The sequence below is a fragment of the Chitinophaga ginsengisegetis genome (genome assembly GCF_900168065.1).
Taxonomy (GTDB): Bacteria; Bacteroidota; Bacteroidia; order Chitinophagales; family Chitinophagaceae; genus Chitinophaga; species Chitinophaga ginsengisegetis.
Genome location: NZ_FUZZ01000003.1, coordinates 624,410 through 642,816 on the forward strand (window position 1 = coordinate 624,410; position 18,407 = coordinate 642,816).

Below are 18,407 nucleotides of genomic sequence, written 5' to 3' on the forward strand. Positions count from 1 at the left end.
GGTTTAGATTTTTTGCTTTGGCACACCCTTCCCTTCTGACTTGCGCCGCGGGTGATGGTGTACGATATAATTCGGGAACGGTTTAAAGATACTAAAGGAACGCGGTATTTTTTGTATAAACTTTTGTCAGACGGTTAAAATTTAGAAAAATATAAAAAGAGGAGGTTAATTGTTAGAATTTTTGAAAAAATGACTGCTCCCTCACGACAAATTGGCCCCGTTTTAAGGCTCAGGCTGACAGGTTTAAGGGCGCCCCTGATTATAACACTTTTATGCGGGGTACTTTTTTCAGCCACCTTGTATTATATTTGAATGATACCCTTTACTAACATGAACGCCTATACCAATTTTATGCTCCAGAAGCTATTCATAAGTGCGTTTTTAGTGTCTGCCGGGTTTCTGCTGCCGGCCCGCGCACAGGACGCCGCCGAAGCACCGGCTACCATCTCACAAAAAAAAGTAAGCCTGGGTAAAGCCTCCCCCTTTACAGATAGCCTGCAGGCTAAAGTATCCGGGATCGCCATCGTCAATGCAGTATGGGATACCAGCCGCATAGGGTTTCTGCAAACCGGGCTTTTCAATAATAAGGCGGAAGCCATTCCCGATAAGGAAATGGGCCAATACCTGCAGGAATATGTGAATAACACCTTCGGCGGCGTATTTACTCCTGGTAAACCCCGGCTGATATGGGTGGTGGAGGACCTGCGCATTGGAGAACGTACCCAGATGATGGGTGAAAAAGCCTACGTCCGCGTAAAGGCAACCGCCTATGTACAAACCGGGGAGGATACTTACAAACTGCTGAAAGTCATGGATATAGTGCATTTGAACAACGGCTTTGATGTAACCCATCAACACCGGAACAATATCTCAAATGCCTTTAAGGAATTTTATACAGCAGGTATAGACACTATAGATGCCGTGTTGGCCGACACGCAGCCAGGGCTCTCCTACGCCGGTATCACAGATGTTTATGCAAAAAAACGGGAGCTGCCGGCGCTGAAAGCTCCGGTGATGAACGACGGGGTGTACCTGTCTTTTGCCAGTTTCCTGGAAAATAAGCCGGATATCCTGCAATTTGAAACAAAGGGAAAAGCCGGCAAAGTGAAGGTGTATGCGATTCCCGGCGACGGTCAGAAAACAATTATTCCTGCGTTATGGGGCGTGGTAAAAAACGGAGCGGTATTCAAGTACACCAACAAATCGCTGATAGGATTGTCCAGGAGCGGTCATGGTTATGTGATCACGTCTTACCTGTCGGCATATGAAAGAAGACAAACAGCCATCATTGGCGGGGCTTTAATTGGAGGGGTTGCCGGTGGTTTGCTTGGATCCACTACTGCCCTGCAGCATACAGATGCCTTCCCGGAATTAAAACTGCCCGCAGAAGCTACCGCGATAGATATGGAAACAGGCGCACTGATTTTTTAATGCGCCTGTTCCCCGCAGCTATGGCTCAAAGAGGAATTGTACTTTACCATTTACCTGCCGCATACGCAGCGGTTCGCTGATATGACTTTCATTCTGCAACCTGTCGAGTGCCGTTACTATATAGGTATACAGCTTTCCTTTCACATAAGTGAGGTCCTTAAATTCGGGATCGGAAGACTGCGACAGAATGCTGATAATTTTCGTAGGGTCGCTGACGTTAATTGCCTCATTTTGCTCAAACCGGTACAGTACATATTGTTTGGTATGACCGCTGGTATCATCATCCGCCCAGTGTATTTCCAATCCTCCCGGCCGTTCAAATGCATCAATAAAGTAAGGCGCTTCCGGTGTTTCCTTTGGCAGCCACGACATGATTGGCCGTAGTGCGGGATATTTATAAACGCGGGTACGCAACGCATCTTCAATACCCAGCGGGTTGCCGCGGAAAGAGGCGGCACTGTAAAAAATACTGCCCTGGATAGTGTTCAGTGTTCTGGCCTCTTCTATTTGTGCCGGTAACTCATTCGGGTTTTTCCACGCAGCATTGCTGCCAATCCGGTATACGCCGTGACCAATATACACCTGGCGGCCATAGCCATGCTGGCTCCACCAGTTCAGTAATATTTCGTAGTCGGCCAGCCGGTGTCCGCGCTCCCAATAGATTTGCGGCGCTACGTAGTCGATCCAGCCGTTTTTCAGCCATTTCAGGATATCGGCAAACAGGTCGTCGTAGTTGGTTTGACCGCCTTTGGTATAAGACCCTTCCTGATCTTTGTCCTTATTACGCCAAACGCCAAAAGGACTGACACCAAATTTAACCCAGGGCTTTTCTGCTTTGATGGCAACGCTCAGCATTTTTATGATGGCATCTGTATTGGAGCGGCGCCAGTCATCTTTCATCATATTATTGCCATACAGGCGGTAGGAACTGTTATCCGGGAATTCCTTTCCGGGAACGCGGTAAGGATAAAAATAATCATCGAAATGTACGGCGTCAATATCGTAGCGTTTCACCACATCGCGGATAACCATCGTTACATATTCCCGCACTTCCGGGATGCCCGGATCAAAATATTTTTTATTGTCGTAGGTAACGAACCATTGTGGTTTCAGGCGGGTGATGTGATTGGCGGCCACGCTGCTGCGGCTTGTATTAAACACGGCTCTGTACGGGTTAAACCAGGCGTGAAATTCCATGCCGCGTTTATGTGTTTCTTCCACCATGAATTGTAACGGATCATAGTAAGGATTTGGCGCCTGCCCCTGTACGCCGGTGAGGTATTCGGACCAGGGTTCATAAGGGGAAGGATAAAAGGCATCGGTAGCCGGGCGCACCTGCACCACTACTGCATTCATACCATTTCGCTGTTGCTGGTCGAGTAGAGCAATGAACTCCTGTTTTTGCTGTTCTGTACTTAACCCGCGCCGCGATGGCCAGTCAATATTTTCCACAGTGGCGATCCATACCGCTCTCAGTTCGCGTTTGGGGGGCAATTGCGCCCATGCCTGCTGCATTCCAATAATCAATAGTATTGCGCCTGCTATAAATTGCTTCAACATCAGCCTGACTTTTTAACCGTAAGATGCGAAAATAGCAAAAAGCAAGGCTGATCCGATACAAATATGTGATTCTTATGAAGATAGCGGAAACTAATCCTTCTCCATTTTCAACTTTGTGGCAGGCGCCTGGTAATTTTCGGGTAAATATTCCGCTGGAACTGTGGTCATATTTCCATCACGGTGGGCAATGAAATGCGGCGACATAATTTCAATACCTGCAGCATTAAACTCGTCGATAATATGCCGGTGGAGATCCGAGTAGATGACCGCCATTTTATGGGAATGATCGGTGTACACATTGATTTCGTAAGCGATGGCAAAATCATCCAGGCTGGTTTGTAAAACAAAGGGAGGTTTGTCTTTCATAACGCCATCCGTATCTATAGCTGCTTTGATCAGCATTTCATGTACTTTTTTCCAGGGCACTTCATAGCCGATAGTAACAGTAGTATGTAAGATGAGGCCGAGGTCTTTACTGGATGTGGTGAAGTTAATGGTATGGCCACTTAATATACTGGCGTTGGGCACCGTAATTTCTTCGTTCTTAATCGTGCGCAGCCTGGTTACCAGCAGGTTCTTTTCTATTACATCTCCCGTAATTTCCCCGATTTTCACCCGGTCACCGATCTTAAACGGACGCATATACGTAATTACAAAACCCGCTATCACATTGGAAATGGCGGAAGAAGAGCCTAATGAAAACAGGATGCCGAGGAAAACTGAAACGCCCTGGAATATTTTTGAATCCGATCCGGGTAAGTAAGGAAATATTACCACGAACATAAAAGCATACAGCAGGAACTTGATACCGCTTCCGGTGGGCCTTGCCCAATCGGCATAAAAGCCTTTGATGGAGAGGTTGCCGGCAGCCACTTCTTCGGCGAGGTAATTTACGAGTTTTACGAGGTACCGCGTTACAAAATAGATCACGATGATCGTGAGTAATTTGGGAAGATAGTGTAAGAAGCTTAGCAGGATGGATTTTATGGGAGATAATGTCCAGTTGATCAGCTTATCGGCAATCCCTTTTGTCCAGGGAAAGATGCTGAATACAAAGGGAAGTGTGATATAAAAGACGAGAAGGATAGCTACGATCCGTACTACGCGCAATATGTTAAAAACAATACCTATCTGCTTTTGCTGGTTCAGCAGCGCATAGTCTTTTACTTTCACGCCTTTAAAGTAGCGGTCTTTTTCCCGGACAATCCTTTTGCGCAGGCGTTTGAACAAGCGGTTGATGCCGTACACAATAGCGGAAAAAACAACGATGATAAGCAGTAGCCAGCCTATCCTGATGAGAACATTCTGCAGGCTGCTGTCTTCCTTTTCCTGTAGTATTGCTTTGCGTACAGCGGCAGCATATTGTTGCGCTACCTCTGCTTTGTCGTGGTCCAGCCACAGGGCGTCGTCATCTGTTACGCTTAACAGCACCAGTTCATTATAGGTAACGTCTATATTGTTTTCGTTTGGTATAACCTTAATGGAATCGGGGACAAAGAAAGGATCGTCGGCCAGCTGCGCCAGTTTGTGGTCAATGTTCGCAGCCCGGTCGCTGGGATGCAGTGGTCCCAGTTTATTATAAATATAGAAGAGGGTGTCGCGGTGGAAGGGAACAACCGGAATGCCTTTGTTAGTGGCTTTCAGCTGGATGATGCGCTGCCGGGCGGCTGCCTTTTTCAGTGAGTCGGCCTGTTCAAAAGCAGAGAGCTTCTGTTGCAGTTCTTTTTTGCGGTTATCGTTGTCGTTGGTGATCAGCAGCAGTTGTTGCTGCAGTTGTTTTTTCTGTTCATTATCTGCTTTCTGGAGGGAATCGCTTTCCCGGAGCAGGCGGGTGGTCAGGATCAGTTGTGAGTCGGTGAGGGAGTCGCGGGTAGCTTTGCTGCTATCGTTTTGCGCATTGCATAGCAAAGCCCAACCAGTCAGAATGGTAGTAAAGTAGAGGGTAAAAACAATTTTCATTCCCGAAGCTTTTGTTTAAAGTACGGAAAATTCGGGTAGCAGCAGGCGGCTATATCTTCCTTTTTGTATACTGGCTGTAATCCGGCAGACTGGCTTCGTACTCCTGGTGCATCAGGGGTGATGTAAGGAGGAAGTCGGCAGACGCGCGGTTGCTGGCCATCGGAATATTCCATACCACGCCTAAACGCAGCAGGGCTTTGATATCCGGGTCATGAGGCAACGCTTCCATCGGGTCCCAGAAGAAAATGATCACGTCAAGTTCTCCGGTGGCCACCAGGGCGCCAATTTGCTGATCGCCGCCCAGGGGGCCACTCAGGAGTTTTCTTACAGATACATCCAGCGCCTGTTCTATCAGCAGGCCGGTTGTTCCGGTTGCATATAGTTCATGCCGGCTCAGTACTGTTTTATTATAGATGGCCCATTCAATTAACTCCGCCTTTTTATGGTCGTGAGCAATAAGGGCAATTCTTTTGCGGGCTTTTAAAACTTTTGATGTTTGCATATATGATCACAAAAGTAATAAGTGACGCGCAATAATTAAATCTAATGTTTAGTGTTTGTCGTTGCTGTCCAGCACGGCCAGGTCCCGGTCAAAAATGTAAAGACCGCCCTTGTCCTCTCCTATCAGTTTTAATTTATCGAGGATATGCCGGGCCAGGCGTTCTTCTTCAATTTGTTCGGTTACATACCATTGCAGGAAATTGTGGGTGGCATAGTCCTTTTCGCTCAGGCACATATCCACAAGGTTGTTGATTTCTTTGGAAACCAGCAGCTCATGGCTGAACACATGCTCAAAAATGGCATGTATGCTTTTGAACTTCACGGTTGGCTGCTTCAGTGCCGGAACCAGGCCATGACCGCCTCTTTCGTTGATAAATTTCAGCAGCTTCAGCATGTGGGCCCTTTCCTCATCGGAATGCCGGTACAGGAACTGGGCTACGCCATTATACCCCTGCACCTCGGCCCAGGAGGCCATTGCAAGATAATATTGGGAGGAGGCCGCTTCCATTTCCACCTGTTGGTTCAGTGCGTCATAAATTTTTGGAGAGAGTTCTTTCAATAACATAATGAAAAATTTGTATAATATGAAGAAGATCGAGGTGTGACGGGGATATCACCGGGAACTATACCGGGATCGTAAATTTCGATAGACTACATTCAGATGCGTCCCGGAAATCTGCCTGAAAAATGCTACCTTTGCATAAGTAAATTAGGATAAAATGATTAAAACAGGAAATCCAATCATCAGCATATATACGGAGATGACGCCAAACCCGGAAACGATGAAGTTTGTGGCAAACAAGCTTCTGTACCCAGGCAAGAGCATTGATTTCCCGGATGAAGCCAGTGCCAAACCGTCTCCTCTAGCCATAGAGCTGTTTAGCTTCCCTTTCATCAGGGGCGTATTTATTATGGCTAACTTTATTACGCTTACAAAAACCAGCGAAACTGACTGGAACGATATAATTCCTACTGTTAAGGCCTTCCTGAAAGAATACCTGGAAGACTCCCGTCCTGTTATCAACGAAGATGAGGTAGTTATTACCAAATCTACTGCGAGCAATGAAGTGAGTGCAGACGATACAGATGTGGTAAAACGAATTAAGGAATTACTTGAAAACTATGTGAAACCTGCGGTTGAAATGGATGGCGGCGCCATTCAGTTCAAAGACTATGAAAATGGTACGGTTACACTGATGTTGCAAGGTTCCTGCTCAGGCTGCCCCTCCTCCATGATCACGCTGAAAGCCGGTATTGAAGGCATGATGAAGCGTATGATCCCAGAAGTGAAGGAAGTTGTGGCAGAAGCAGAATAAGCCATAGTTGAGTGAATGATAGTGTTAAACGAAAGCACAGTCTTTATGGCTGTGCTTTTTTTTAGCGTAAATGCCAGCCGCTCCACCTATACAACACAAAGCAAACAGCTACAATGAGAAGATTACTACTGATCGTTACCGGCATGGCGCTCGCCCTGCAGCCGGTACTGGCGCAAAGGAAAAAGAATGTGGACAGCGCATCGGCCGTTATTACCTATGGCTTCAGCAGCAACGGGAAAGCCATCCCCGGCAACGAACTGCAATTGATGATTGACCATCACCGGGCACACATCGTTCCCGGCGGCAACAAACAAAAAGAACAGCAGTTCCTGGATTTGCAGGAGCAAGCTACCCTGCAGGTGTTAAGTCTTCCCAACGGGGAAGTATATACGCTGAAAAAAAACTTCTCTGAATATACCACCCCGGAGTTATTGCCGGATACTGCCACCATCCTCGGATATGTGTGTAAAAAAGCAAAGCTCTTTATCCGTTCCAATACCATTGAAGTATGGTATACCAACGATCTCCCGCTGAAAGGCACGCCCAATCTTACTCTCGCGCCAGGCCTGGGCCTGGTGCTTAAAACGGTGCGCAACGGCAACAGTGAAACAGTGGCAAAGAAAATTACCTGGCGCAAAATTACAGATGCCGAATTGGCCTGGCCGTCCAACACCGGCGCGCTGGTAAACGATGCCGCATATACACGGCAGGTAATAGACAGCCGCTATACTACCCTGCCGGTATTTAACCAGGAACAGATCAGCTGGGGTAACAACACGCCTAACCCTTCCGGCGGGCAACTGAACCAAACCTATCATTTTGCAGGAGGCACCGTGATCCTGAAAAAGGTAAGCCTGCCGGCTGTAAAGAAGGGCGAGACTTTGTTTGCGGAACTCACACAATACTCCAACGGCGATGCGTACGACAGAACCGGCTCCGTATTTATGATCCCGGCAGATAAAGCCACCTCTTTCCTGGATGGTTTGCAAAAGGGCGTTGGGGCATTACCGTTATTCACCGCTAAAAACGGCAGGCAATACCAGGGCATGGTAGCCACCGATAATTATTTGCCTGCACTGGAAGTGCTGCGCTTCTTTACGCCTTTTGGTGTACGGCAGTTTAACAACCAGGTTAAGATTGCCGGTTACAACTGGGCGGATTCCGTTATCTATAAGCAAGACATCACAGAGCTGCATGGCCGCCTTCAGGGCGATGTGTGGCTGGGCGTATATATCGGCAACTACGATAAAGGTGGCCATAAGGTAAGCCTTAGCCTTAAATATTATCCGGGTGATCCGGAAGATGAAAACCGCCCGGCTGCCAACTGGATATACCCTGTTTTCAATACCACCAACCTGATGGAAATGGCCGGGCAGGAGTATGCTACCCTCTTTGACAAAGACTCCCTGAAGGTAACCGTTACCATTCCTGAAGGAGTTAAAAATATTCAGTTAAGGTTTCTGACTACCGGCCATGGTGGCTGGGGCGGAGGCGATGAGTTTAATCCTAAGCAGAATGAAATTTTTGTAGATGGAAAACGGGTGTATCATTTTATTCCGTGGCGCACAGATTGCGCTACCTATCGTTTATCCAACCCTGCTTCCGGTAACTTTGGCAACGGGCTTTCTTCTTCTGACCTGAGCCGTTCCAACTGGTGCCCGGGTACGCTTACCTCGCCGGTATTCATTTCTTTACCCGATATCACCCCCGGGCAACATACCATACAGGTGGCTATTCCGCAGGGAAAGCCGGAAGGCAGCAGCCAGAGTTTCTGGAATGTATCCGGTACACTGATCGGAGAAAAGAAATAATTTTTCCGGGATGCAGCAGATGCTGCATCCCGGATGTGATAATCCGGAATTAATTATCCACTTTCGCACTATGAACGATTTATACCAGGGCATATTAGAAGGTCTTCACCAGATGACCTGGCTGGAAGCAGTAGCCGTTTTCTTTGCTGTCTTATCGGTCATCTTTCAAAAAAATAATAACATACTGGTATATCCTACCGGCATTGTGAGCACGGGTATTTATACCTATCTCCTGTCGAGGGAACATTTCAAGCTGTATGCCGATGCCGCGCTGAATGCGTATTACCTCGTGATGAGCGTATACGGCTGGATCTATTGGGCAAAGAAGGGCCCGGAGCAGCCGGCAACGCCGGTGATGCGCAGCAACAGTAAAGAGCTGACTACCGCCGTTTTCATTGCATTGGCCGGCTGGGGAATTTTCTATTTCCTGTTAAGCCGTTTTTCCGATTCCAATGTTCCGGTGATGGATGCCTTTGTATCTGCCACAGCCTGCGCGGGTATGTGGTTACTGGCCAAGCGCAAACTGGAAAACTGGATACTGCTCAATATTTCCAACCTTGTAGCCATCCCGCTGTTGTTATATAAGCATCTGTATCTTACTGCCGGGTTAACCGTCTTTTTATTTACCATTGCCATATTCGGATATCTTAGCTGGAGAAAAGAAGTGCTGCAAAGAGAAATGTCTCATAAATGAAGAAAGTAGTTGTTATAGGGCCTGAATCTACCGGGAAGAGCACCCTCAGCGAAAAGCTGGCGGCGCATTTTAATACGGTATGGACGCCGGAGTATGCCCGTGAGTATATTGACCAACTCCAACGGCCATACGAAGAATCCGATTTGCTGGAAATTGCCGCCGGCCAGATAGCGCTGGAGCAACATATGGCGCGGCAGGCTAACAACGTGCTGATCTGCGATACTGATCTGTATGTGATTAAAGTGTGGAGCGAACATAAATACGGCCGCTGCGATCCGCGTATCTTACAGCAGATTGCCCGCCAGCAGTGCGATCTGTACCTGCTCACTTATATTGATCTGCCGTGGGAAGAAGATCCGCAGCGGGAATATCCCGATCCGGAAATGCGCCATTATTTTTATAATATTTACCGGGAGATAGTAGCTAATTCCGGTGCTGCATGGAAAGATATCAGGGGCAGTTATGAAGAGCGCGAAGCCCTGGCGATAGCGGCAGTGCAAGAGTTGCTGAACAGAACCTGATTACTTTCTGCCGGTAACCAGCTCCATGATATCGGGGTCCGGCGCCAGGTTACGCATTTGTACCAGTATTTTACGCTGACGGTAAGCCGTGATCCGCGCAGGCGGATTGATGGTATATTTAAGCGGGTTGGGTAAACAGGCGGCAATCATGGCGGCTTCCTCCCTGTTCAGGCTGGCGGCGCTTTTTTGATAGTTTGCCTGTGACGCGGCTTCCACTCCAAACACGCCCTCTCCCATTTCTGCCACGTTCAGGTATACTTCCAGGATACGCTGCTTGCCCCATATTTTTTCAATCATGAAAGTGAAGTATACTTCCAACCCCTTGCGCAGCCAGCTGCGGCCCTGCCAGAGGAAAACATTTTTAGCGACCTGCTGACTGATCGTACTCGCACCCTTTATTTTTTTGCTTTGCTGGTTATGCTTCATCGCTTTCTCGATGGACTTAAAGTCGAAGCCATTATGATCCGTAAAAAGCTGGTCCTCGCTGGCTATTACAGCCAGTTTGGCGTGTTGGGATATTTCATCGTAGCTTACCCACGTTTTCTGTAGTTTTTTATCTGTTCCCCAAAGGCTGAACCAGCTGCCGATTTCTGTAATGGTAATAGGCGGGTTCACCCATTTCAATAAGAGGATGTATAAAAATTGTGCAACAATTAAAACCAGTACTACTCTCTTCAATCTCCTCCACGTTCTGGGAACAATGCCTTTTAAATTCATCGCGTAGGTTTAGAAAAATCGGGACGAAAGGTAGGCTAAAAACCTGAAAGTGAAACACAATCGTTAACTTTATATATGCTATTAAACGTACACCCGGATAACCCGAATCCCCGTCATTTAAAAACGATCATTGAATGTTTAAAAGACGGAGGAATTATTATTTATCCAACCGATACGGTTTATGGTTTGGGCTGCGATATTACACAACATAAGGCCATAGAGCGTATTGCGAGGATTAAACAGATAGATCCGAAAAAAGCAAATTTCTCATTTATCTGTTACGACCTGAGTCATTTGTCCGACTACGCGAAGAGTGTGGATACGCCCGTTTTCCGTATGTTGAAAAAGGCATTGCCAGGCCCGTATACCTTTATTTTGCCGGCCAGCAGGATGGTGCCCAAGTTATTGAAAACGAAAAAAGATACCGTGGGTATCAGGGTGCCCGACAATAATATTTGCCGCACCATTGTAAAAGAACTTGGCAATCCTATTATGAGTACCACGCTGCCGATAGAAGATTACGTGGAAGAATACACAGACCCGGAGATCATTTATGAGAAGTTTGGCAACCAGGTAGATATTGTAATAGACGGTGGTCCCGGCGGTATGGGTTTTTCTACTGTGGTGGATTGTACTGGTGCAGAGCCGGTGTTGATCCGTGAGGGTATTGGAAGTTTTGAAGAAATATCCTGATCATATGCAAAAGCGGTGGTGGATAAGTGTGGTTTGTTTATTCCCCGGCATGATGGCCGGGGCGCAAACGGTTATATTGAAACCGGTAGCGCCGGTGTCGTTGGTAACGGTGAAGCCGTTGCCTTTTATGCTGTCTGATACTGCTGGCTTCACATTAAAGCCAGCCACGTTGCTTTCCTCTTCCGCCCGGAAATTCCCCGCTCCGGTTCCTGTAGCTGCACCGGTTTACCGCCTTGCGGCCGATGCTTATTACCAACAGCACTTTGGTTTTTTTTGTAAGAAAGAATGGGTTTGGCAGAAACAAACAGGAGTGCCTCTCAAGTTCCGTTTAGGAAGCTATTCTTATGCCCAGCAACAGGAAGGAAAACGTTGATCTCTTTTACTGTATTTATTCTGGAAGATAATATTTGCCAAAGTCAATGATAATTAGTTGATCAAAGCAAATATATTTTAAAAAGATAAATATGGTTAACTGAAAGGGAAAGTGCATTAAACACCCAATCTGATGGTTAAAAGAACCCTATAAAAAAAGAGGATTTACCCGCAGGTAAATCCTCTTTTCTATCTCTTTAAAAAAACTATTTAATACCCAGTTTCTTTGCGATATCTGCCGGTAACGCTTTTTTGTTTACCATGTAGCAGGTGGTTTTATATGCGAAGTAAGGCTCAGAAGCGTAGAAATATCCCTGACCCGGATTGTCGGTGCCCCAGGAGTTTTTCACGCGGAAGTATTTGTTACCGTTCTGATCTTTCACCAATCCTACGATGTGCATACCGTGATCATCCTGCGTTTCGAAGTTATCGAAAGCCTGCTGGCGTACCTCAGGTGTGATTGTTTTTTCTTTGCCTGGTTCCAGGAAAGCATTTCTTCTTTCTTCAGCAGACATATCGGCCCAGTCTTTTTCAGGAACAATGGCCAGTCCGTCTTTGAAATTGAATCCTTTTTCGCTTACATCAGCAGCCCATGCAATGGAGTAACCATTCAGGATAGCATTTTCAGCGATGTTGGTAAAGTCATTCAGGTTTACGTTATATACTTTTTCCCAGTTCCAGTTATCCGGAACTTCCAGTACAAACTGTGAGTTGTACGGGTGGTGGGTGAAGGAAGAAATCAGTACGTAATCATCGGCGTTCAGGCCCAGTTCTTTTGCGAAGGTCTGTGGCGTATATGTTTTACCGTTATACTGGAACTTTTCCGGAGCGTCGCCCATATAGGCATTGAGCACGCCATCAAAAGCTTTTGCCCAGTCGGGGTTGATAGTGCCCTGTGCATTACCTATTTTATTCACCATACCTTCCAGGAGGCTTTCCATTTCAGCATGGTTGTACATTTTACCTTTATTGCCATCATATGCACCCTGTGGAACCAGGCCGTATTCACGGAGGCAGAGCAGGTCATCCGGGAACCCGCCACCTTCGCCGAAGTTGGCTTTTCCATGCATACGTACATAGTTAGCGGCTTTCAACGGATACATTTTGCGTACCACGTACATTTCACTGAGGTTCAGTCCTTTATTTTTACCGGTGCGGAGTATTTCTGATTCAAAGAAAGACAGGCCGGAAAAAGACCAGCAGGTGCCGGTACGTCCCTGGTTCTGTACATCTCCTGCATCCAGGTTCTTTAAAACGGTAAACTGATAGCGGCTTCCCTCTACGTTGGTACTGTTTTGTGCATACGCGCCTATGCTGTAAAGCATGGCTGCACACATTATCCATTTCTTCATGAGTATATCAATGATTGGTTTAAAAACAAGGACCAAAAATAAGGGAAAGCGGGTATTTGACGGACGAAAAGATGGATGAACGGGGTTTGCTACAGCTTCTTTTAATGATTGTTCACGCGAATTACAGTTATTTCTCCTGGTAATGATTACGGGTAATTTCCCATTCCCAGAGATCTTCTCCTTCTTTATTTTTAAATGTACCTACAAATCGCATCCCCGCTTTTTGTAATATTTTAACGGAGGCGTTATACTCTTCTTCGGTGTGGGCAATCACCCGGTGAACGTAAGAATGTCCGAAGGCAAAGCGGATAAGCCCTTCGGCCATTTCGGTGCCCAGCCCTTTTTCTCGGTAGGCGGCTGTTATTTCATAGCCCATTTCCACGAGCCCGTCTTCATTGGGCTTGCCTTTGAAGCCACCGGCGCCAATCAGGCGCTTATCGGCGCGGTGAATTACCAGGTAAAAGAACCAGCCAAGCATGGCGGGGTCGTTGCGTAACTTATCATATGCCACCAGTACCATTTCGGGATACTCTGTCCAACCTTCCGGGATAGAAATGCCAAGCAGGTCGGCCAGGTGATCGTTGCCCTGTAATAGCAATTCGAAATGCTCCAGTGAGCACGGCAACAATTGTAGTCGAGGTGTTTGGATCATGTTTGAAAACTAGTAAACTGTTTTGGGAAATACAATAGCAGCTTTTAGCATTTAATTCATTAGCTTTTAGCATTTAACAATCCTGCCGGGGAAAATATTCCCGCGGATCAGATGTTACCTGCTAAAAGCCAATTGCCACAGCCAAAATTTTAATGCGCCTCCAGCCAGTTATTACCGGTACCCATTTCCGCTTCAACGGGAACAGACAACGGCAAGGCATTACGCATAAGATCTAATATAAGGGGTTTAATAATTTCCAGTTCAGAACGATGCGCATCAAAAACCAATTCATCATGTACCTGCAACAGCATGCGGGACTTGAGGTTTCGTTCTTTGAACGCTTTATGTATAGCAATCATTGCCAGTTTGATCATATCTGCCGCAGTACCCTGGATAGGCATGTTAATGGCGTTCCTTTCGGCAAAGCCACGTACTACCGCGTTAGATGAGTTAATGTCTTTTAACCAGCGTTTACGTCCCAGCAGGGTTTGAACATAACCCTTTTCTGACGCAAATTTTATCTGGTCATCCATATATTTTTTGATAGATGGATACTGGGCGAAATAGTTATCAATCAGCATTTTGGCTTCACTGCGGGGAATACCCAGATTCTCCGACAAGCCAAAGGCGCTCACACCGTAGATGATTCCAAAGTTTACGCTTTTTGAATTGCGGCGCATATCGGAGGTAACTTCTTCCAGGGGTACGTTATATACCTTTGCTGCAGTAGCTGCGTGGATATCTATTCCCTGCTGAAAGGCGGCCATCATTTCTTTGTCTTCACTGATGGCGGCGATAATGCGCAACTCAATCTGAGAATAATCGGCCGATAATAACACAAACTCCTCATTGCGCGGAATAAAGGCTTTCCTTATTTCGCGGCCCCTGTCTGTACGGATAGGAATGTTCTGCAGGTTGGGGTTATTGGAACTTAAACGACCGGTTACTGCCACTGCCTGGTTATAGGATGTGTGTATGCGGTTGGTGCGTTTATTCAGCAATAACGGCAACGAATCTACGTAGGTAGATTTCAGTTTGCTCAGCTCCCTGAAAATGAGGATGTCCTCTACTATTTTATGCTTGTTGGAAAGCTTTTGCAGCACATCTTCACCGGTAGCATACTGGCCGGTACGTGTTTTCTTTGCTTTGGGGTCCAGCTGTAATTTTTCAAACAGCACTTCTCCCAGTTGCTTTGGCGAGGCCAGTTTGAAACGTACGCCGGCCTGTTCGTATACGCTTTCTTCCGCCCGTTTAATTTCTATTTCCAGCTCTTTTGAATAGTCGGCCAGCGCCATTGTATCGAGGGCAATGCCTTCGTACTCCATGTCGGCCAGTACTTTCACCAGCGGGTTTTCAATATCGTAGAATACTTTGTCTACGGCCTTTTCAGGCAGCATCGGCGCAAATTTTTCTTTTAGCTGCAATGTGATGTCGGCATCTTCCGCAGCATATTCCTTGATCTTTTCTATCTCCACATCCCGCATGCTGCCTTGTCCCTTTCCTTTTTTACCGATCAGGGATTCTATGGAAACAGGTTCATACTGGAGGTATTGCGCGCTCAGCACATCCATGCTCCTGCGGCCTTCCGGCTCAATCAGGTAATGCGCCAGCATGGTATCAAACAGGGCGGTGGTAATTTCCATACCGTACCATTTCAGGATCAGCATATCATACTTGATATTCTGACCGATGAGTATAATGGACGGGTGCTGGAACAGCGGTGTAAATTCATGAATGATGGCGCGTGCGGCAGTGTTATCTGCCGGCATGGGAATGTAGTACGCGACGCCTTTTTTGAAGGAAAAACTCATGCCTACAATCTCCGCATCGTTGGCATCGGTGCCGGTTGTTTCTGTGTCAAAAGATACCTCAGACTGCTGCAGCAACTGCTGCAACAGGGCGGTTCTTTTTTCCAGCGTATCAATTACCTCGTATTCATGAGGGGTATTGTGAATATTTTTGTCTGCCAGCAGGATGTTGCCGGTTTCCACTGTTTCGGTGGTTACGGTTACTTCTTCTGTAACAACGGTGCCAAAGAGATCTGTTTGTACCACCCGCGCTTTAGCTTCCACACTGGCGCTACCGGCAAAACCATCTCCCAGTATTCTTTTACCAAGAGTTTTAAATTCCAGCTCCATGAAAATGTCGGTGAGCTTTCCTTTATCACAATCTTTGATACAAAAATCTTCTTCATGGAAGGTAACCGGTACATCTGTGATGATAGTAGCCAGTTCTTTGGACAGCAGGGCATTTTCACGACCTGCTTTGATCTTCTCTCCCATTTTACCACCAATGGTATCGGCGTTATCCAGCACATTTTCGAGGGTATGATATTGTGCCAGTAGTTTCATCGCCGTTTTTTCACCGATGCCGGCAATACCGGGGATATTATCCACTGCATCACCCATGAGGCCGAGGATATCAATTACCTGGTGTACATCTTTGATCTGCCACTTTTCACACACTTCCTTTGGCCCCATGATCTCTTCCTTGTTGCCCATGTATGGCGGCTTGTAGATAAATATATTATCACGTACCAGCTGTCCGTAGTCTTTATCCGGGGTTACCATATAAACGGTGTAGCCTGCATCAGCGGCCTGCCATGCCAGCGTACCGATTACATCATCCGCTTCATAGCCATCCAGTTCTACTACAGGGATATTGAAACCTTCAATGATCCGTTTGATATCCGGTAATGCATCCAGCAGATCCTCCGGTGCATCTTCACGATTGGCTTTATAATCAGTATAAGTGGTATGACGCTCGGTAGGCGCGTGCGTGTCAAACGCAACGGCTATATGAGTAGGCTTTTCTTTATTGATGAGGTCCAGTAAAGTAGTGGTGAAACCAAACTGCGCATTGGTATTTCGACCCGCACTGGTGATGCGGGGATTCCTGATCAGGGCGTAATAAGCCCTGTAAATCAGTGCCATGGCGTCCAGTAAAAATAATTTCTTTTCCATTGCTAAACCTACAAGATTTAATTTGAATCTGCAAAATTAAGATAGTACTACCATATACGGTGAGGATGTAACTTTACAAATAAAAAAAAACAAAAAAGAATGAATAAAATTTATCATTTGTCGACCTGCGGAACCTGTAAGAAAATTCTGGAAGAAACGAAGGCAAAGGAGCGTGGATTTATTTTGCAGGATATTAAGAAAGACAAAATCACGCCGGAGCAGCTGGATGAAATGAAGGCGCTTTCCGGCAGCTATGAATCTTTATTCAGCCGCAGATCGCAACAGTACCGGCCAATGGGATTACATGAAAAAACGTTAACGGAAGATGATTACCGTAGCCTGATATTACAGGAGTATTCATTTCTGAAGCGCCCGGTGGCTATTACAGGTGGAAAGATTTATGCCGGTGCAGACGTGAAAAATATTTAGCAGTCTTTTTAACGATATGGAACTAAAAGGGGATGTCTGAGTTTTTCAGACATCCCCTTTTTTTAAATAAGCTCAGAGTGACTGTACAAACTGTTGTACTACCTGTTTGTACTGGTTCATATCCTGTTCATGGTGAAAAGACCGGAACGGGAAGCGGGATGCTTCGTCCAGCGCTGTTTTCAGATGAAAGCGTTCCTGTGGAAGGGAATAGAAGTACCCTTTCTCCATCAGGTATTCGCCCAGGTATACCTGCTCTGATTGTCCGGGTGTAGGGATAAGGATTGCTTTTTTATTCAGTTTGGCCAGATCCATCAGGGTAGTATACCCGGAGCGGCTCAATACCATATCTGACGCCAGCATGGCTTCGTTTAATTCGCTGGCGTTGAGGTGATTAATTTGTGTAACGCCCGGGGCTACCTGTTCGTGTTGTGGCGTGCCGGGCTTTCCGCTGACGATCAGTGCGGTGATGGACAAGGATTTAACCTGGTCCAGGATCAGCTTTTCCAGGTTGGAGCGCTGTGGCTCCGGTCCGGAGATCAGCACCAGCAGATCGTACTTTTTTTCCACGCCGGGTTTGGGCTCAAACCTGCTCAGGCAACCGATATAGGTGGTATGGGCAGGTAATTGGCCGGGATGCGCCAGTTCGCCGGAGAGATTGTTGCTGCCGGGGAAATCGGGAATCCAGCAGGCGCTGTATTTGTTAATAAAACGATAATTTATTTTTTGCAGGGTCCGCTCTATCCAACCACCAAAAGGCGTTTTAATGAGGAGCTGGTGGGTAATGAAAACAGTAGGAATATTTTTATGATATAAGCCAAAGCGGTTGTCTGAAATAACTGCATTGATTTGATACTCAGCGACTATCTTCTTCAACCATCTCTGCTCATAGTTTATGGCACGGAAAATCTTGGGTATCTGCTGGATGATTTTCAGTCCGAAAAACTGTCCTTTTTGTGCATATTGAATGCGGTAGCCAGGCAGTGGAAGTATGGTCAGTTGCGGGAATTCCTGCTGTAGCAGGGCTGCGTGTTTGCCCTCCGCTGCAATAAAAACCTGACAACCTGCGTTTAGCATTTCACGGATGAGCGGAATATCCCGGGTGGCGTGTCCAAGGCCCCAATCCAGGGGAACGATTAAAATTTTTCGGGACGCAATAATTGTGGACAAATATTTTAATATTTTTTACGAATTTAGCTTAAATTACAAAAGGGCATTGTTAAGAAAAGGTAAACACTTAAGGAAGGTATTCAAAAATAGCCAGTATATAATTAGTATAGTAGTATGAAAAGTATAAAATGGATCGTAGTCATTTTTCTTTGTGGATGCCTGATGATGGAAGGGTGTAAAGTTTTTAAGAAAAACGATTGCGGTTGTCCTACCATGAATAAAAAAAGAATGCACTAAATAAGACGATCTGTTTGATAGCAACGACGACT

At 46.4% G+C, this 18,407-nt stretch carries 17 protein-coding genes; 8 read left to right on the forward strand and 9 right to left on the reverse strand.

Annotated elements, in window-relative coordinates; translation table 11 throughout:
- The first annotated feature begins 351 nt into the window (after positions 1 to 351).
- Entirely contained in the window at positions 352 to 1,431 is a 1,080-nt protein-coding gene (locus B5Z18_RS21215; protein WP_143313654.1) for a hypothetical protein, read from the forward strand.
- 18 nt (positions 1,432 to 1,449) lie between these two features.
- Here B5Z18_RS21215 and B5Z18_RS21220 read toward each other — a convergent pair whose 3' ends face one another.
- The 4 genes from B5Z18_RS21220 to B5Z18_RS21235 form a co-directional block, all read right to left on the reverse strand.
- A complete protein-coding gene (locus tag B5Z18_RS21220) occupies positions 1,450 to 2,991 on the reverse strand; it encodes a glycoside hydrolase family 10-like protein (protein ID WP_079471500.1) in 1,542 nt (513 codons plus the stop codon).
- Positions 2,992 to 3,081: 90 nt separating this feature from the next.
- Positions 3,082 to 4,950 carry a mechanosensitive ion channel family protein gene (locus tag B5Z18_RS21225; RefSeq protein WP_079471501.1) on the reverse strand — a complete coding sequence of 623 codons (1,869 nt, stop codon included), beginning with the start codon at positions 4,948 to 4,950 and terminating at the stop codon, positions 3,082 to 3,084.
- 49 nt (positions 4,951 to 4,999) lie between these two features.
- On the reverse strand, positions 5,000 to 5,452 hold the full coding sequence (locus tag B5Z18_RS21230; protein ID WP_079471502.1) for a methylglyoxal synthase: 453 nt from the start codon (positions 5,450 to 5,452) through the stop codon (positions 5,000 to 5,002).
- 48 nt (positions 5,453 to 5,500) lie between these two features.
- Entirely contained in the window at positions 5,501 to 6,016 is a 516-nt protein-coding gene (locus tag B5Z18_RS21235) for a ferritin (RefSeq protein ID WP_079471503.1), read from the reverse strand.
- A gap of 154 nt (positions 6,017 to 6,170) precedes the next feature.
- On the opposite strand from B5Z18_RS21235, the gene B5Z18_RS21240 reads away from it, so the two are divergent.
- The 4 genes from B5Z18_RS21240 to B5Z18_RS21255 all read left to right on the forward strand — a co-directional run bounded on the left by B5Z18_RS21240 (position 6,171) and on the right by B5Z18_RS21255 (position 9,793).
- Positions 6,171 to 6,767 carry a NifU family protein gene (locus B5Z18_RS21240; protein WP_079471504.1) on the forward strand — a complete coding sequence of 199 codons (597 nt, stop codon included), beginning with the start codon at positions 6,171 to 6,173 and terminating at the stop codon, positions 6,765 to 6,767.
- Positions 6,768 to 6,880: 113 nt separating this feature from the next.
- Positions 6,881 to 8,578, forward strand: a complete 1,698-nt coding sequence (locus B5Z18_RS21245) for a PNGase F N-terminal domain-containing protein (protein ID WP_079471505.1) — start codon at positions 6,881 to 6,883, stop codon at positions 8,576 to 8,578.
- 70 nt (positions 8,579 to 8,648) lie between these two features.
- Positions 8,649 to 9,272 carry a nicotinamide riboside transporter PnuC gene (pnuC, locus tag B5Z18_RS21250; protein ID WP_079471786.1) on the forward strand — a complete coding sequence of 208 codons (624 nt, stop codon included), beginning with the start codon at positions 8,649 to 8,651 and terminating at the stop codon, positions 9,270 to 9,272.
- Positions 9,269 to 9,793 carry an AAA family ATPase gene (locus B5Z18_RS21255; protein WP_079471506.1) on the forward strand — a complete coding sequence of 175 codons (525 nt, stop codon included), beginning with the start codon at positions 9,269 to 9,271 and terminating at the stop codon, positions 9,791 to 9,793. The genes pnuC and B5Z18_RS21255 overlap by 4 nt, the downstream gene beginning before the upstream one ends.
- Here B5Z18_RS21255 and mtgA read toward each other — a convergent pair whose 3' ends face one another.
- A complete protein-coding gene (gene mtgA, locus B5Z18_RS21260) occupies positions 9,794 to 10,510 on the reverse strand; it encodes a monofunctional biosynthetic peptidoglycan transglycosylase (RefSeq protein ID WP_079471507.1) in 717 nt (238 codons plus the stop codon).
- Positions 10,511 to 10,585: 75 nt separating this feature from the next.
- Here mtgA and B5Z18_RS21265 point away from each other — a divergent pair, with 75 nt between their 5' ends.
- Both B5Z18_RS21265 and B5Z18_RS21270 read left to right on the forward strand, forming a co-directional pair.
- Positions 10,586 to 11,203: an L-threonylcarbamoyladenylate synthase gene (locus B5Z18_RS21265; RefSeq protein ID WP_079471508.1), complete on the forward strand. Its 618-nt coding sequence runs from the start codon at positions 10,586 to 10,588 to the stop codon at positions 11,201 to 11,203.
- A 4-nt stretch (positions 11,204 to 11,207) separates the two neighbouring features.
- Positions 11,208 to 11,576, forward strand: a complete 369-nt coding sequence (locus B5Z18_RS21270; protein ID WP_079471509.1) for a hypothetical protein — start codon at positions 11,208 to 11,210, stop codon at positions 11,574 to 11,576.
- Between the two features lie 205 nt (positions 11,577 to 11,781).
- Here B5Z18_RS21270 and B5Z18_RS21275 read toward each other — a convergent pair whose 3' ends face one another.
- The 3 genes from B5Z18_RS21275 to polA form a co-directional block, all read right to left on the reverse strand.
- Positions 11,782 to 12,927 (reverse strand): C1 family peptidase, encoded by a 1,146-nt coding sequence (locus B5Z18_RS21275; RefSeq protein WP_079471510.1) that lies wholly within the window; start codon positions 12,925 to 12,927, stop codon positions 11,782 to 11,784.
- 127 nt (positions 12,928 to 13,054) lie between these two features.
- A complete protein-coding gene (locus B5Z18_RS21280; RefSeq protein WP_079471511.1) occupies positions 13,055 to 13,579 on the reverse strand; it encodes a GNAT family N-acetyltransferase in 525 nt (174 codons plus the stop codon).
- Positions 13,580 to 13,728: 149 nt separating this feature from the next.
- On the reverse strand, positions 13,729 to 16,542 hold the full coding sequence (polA, locus tag B5Z18_RS21285) for a DNA polymerase I (RefSeq protein WP_079471512.1): 2,814 nt from the start codon (positions 16,540 to 16,542) through the stop codon (positions 13,729 to 13,731).
- Positions 16,543 to 16,641: 99 nt separating this feature from the next.
- Between polA and B5Z18_RS21290 the strand changes: the two genes are divergently transcribed.
- The gene (locus B5Z18_RS21290) at positions 16,642 to 16,971 is read left to right on the forward strand and encodes an arsenate reductase family protein (RefSeq protein ID WP_079471513.1); all 330 of its coding nucleotides are present in this window, start codon (positions 16,642 to 16,644) and stop codon (positions 16,969 to 16,971) included.
- A 72-nt stretch (positions 16,972 to 17,043) separates the two neighbouring features.
- Here the strand turns inward: B5Z18_RS21290 and B5Z18_RS21295 are convergent, their stop codons facing one another.
- Entirely contained in the window at positions 17,044 to 18,138 is a 1,095-nt protein-coding gene (locus B5Z18_RS21295) for a glycosyltransferase (protein ID WP_079471514.1), read from the reverse strand.
- Positions 18,139 to 18,407 lie beyond the last annotated feature (269 nt).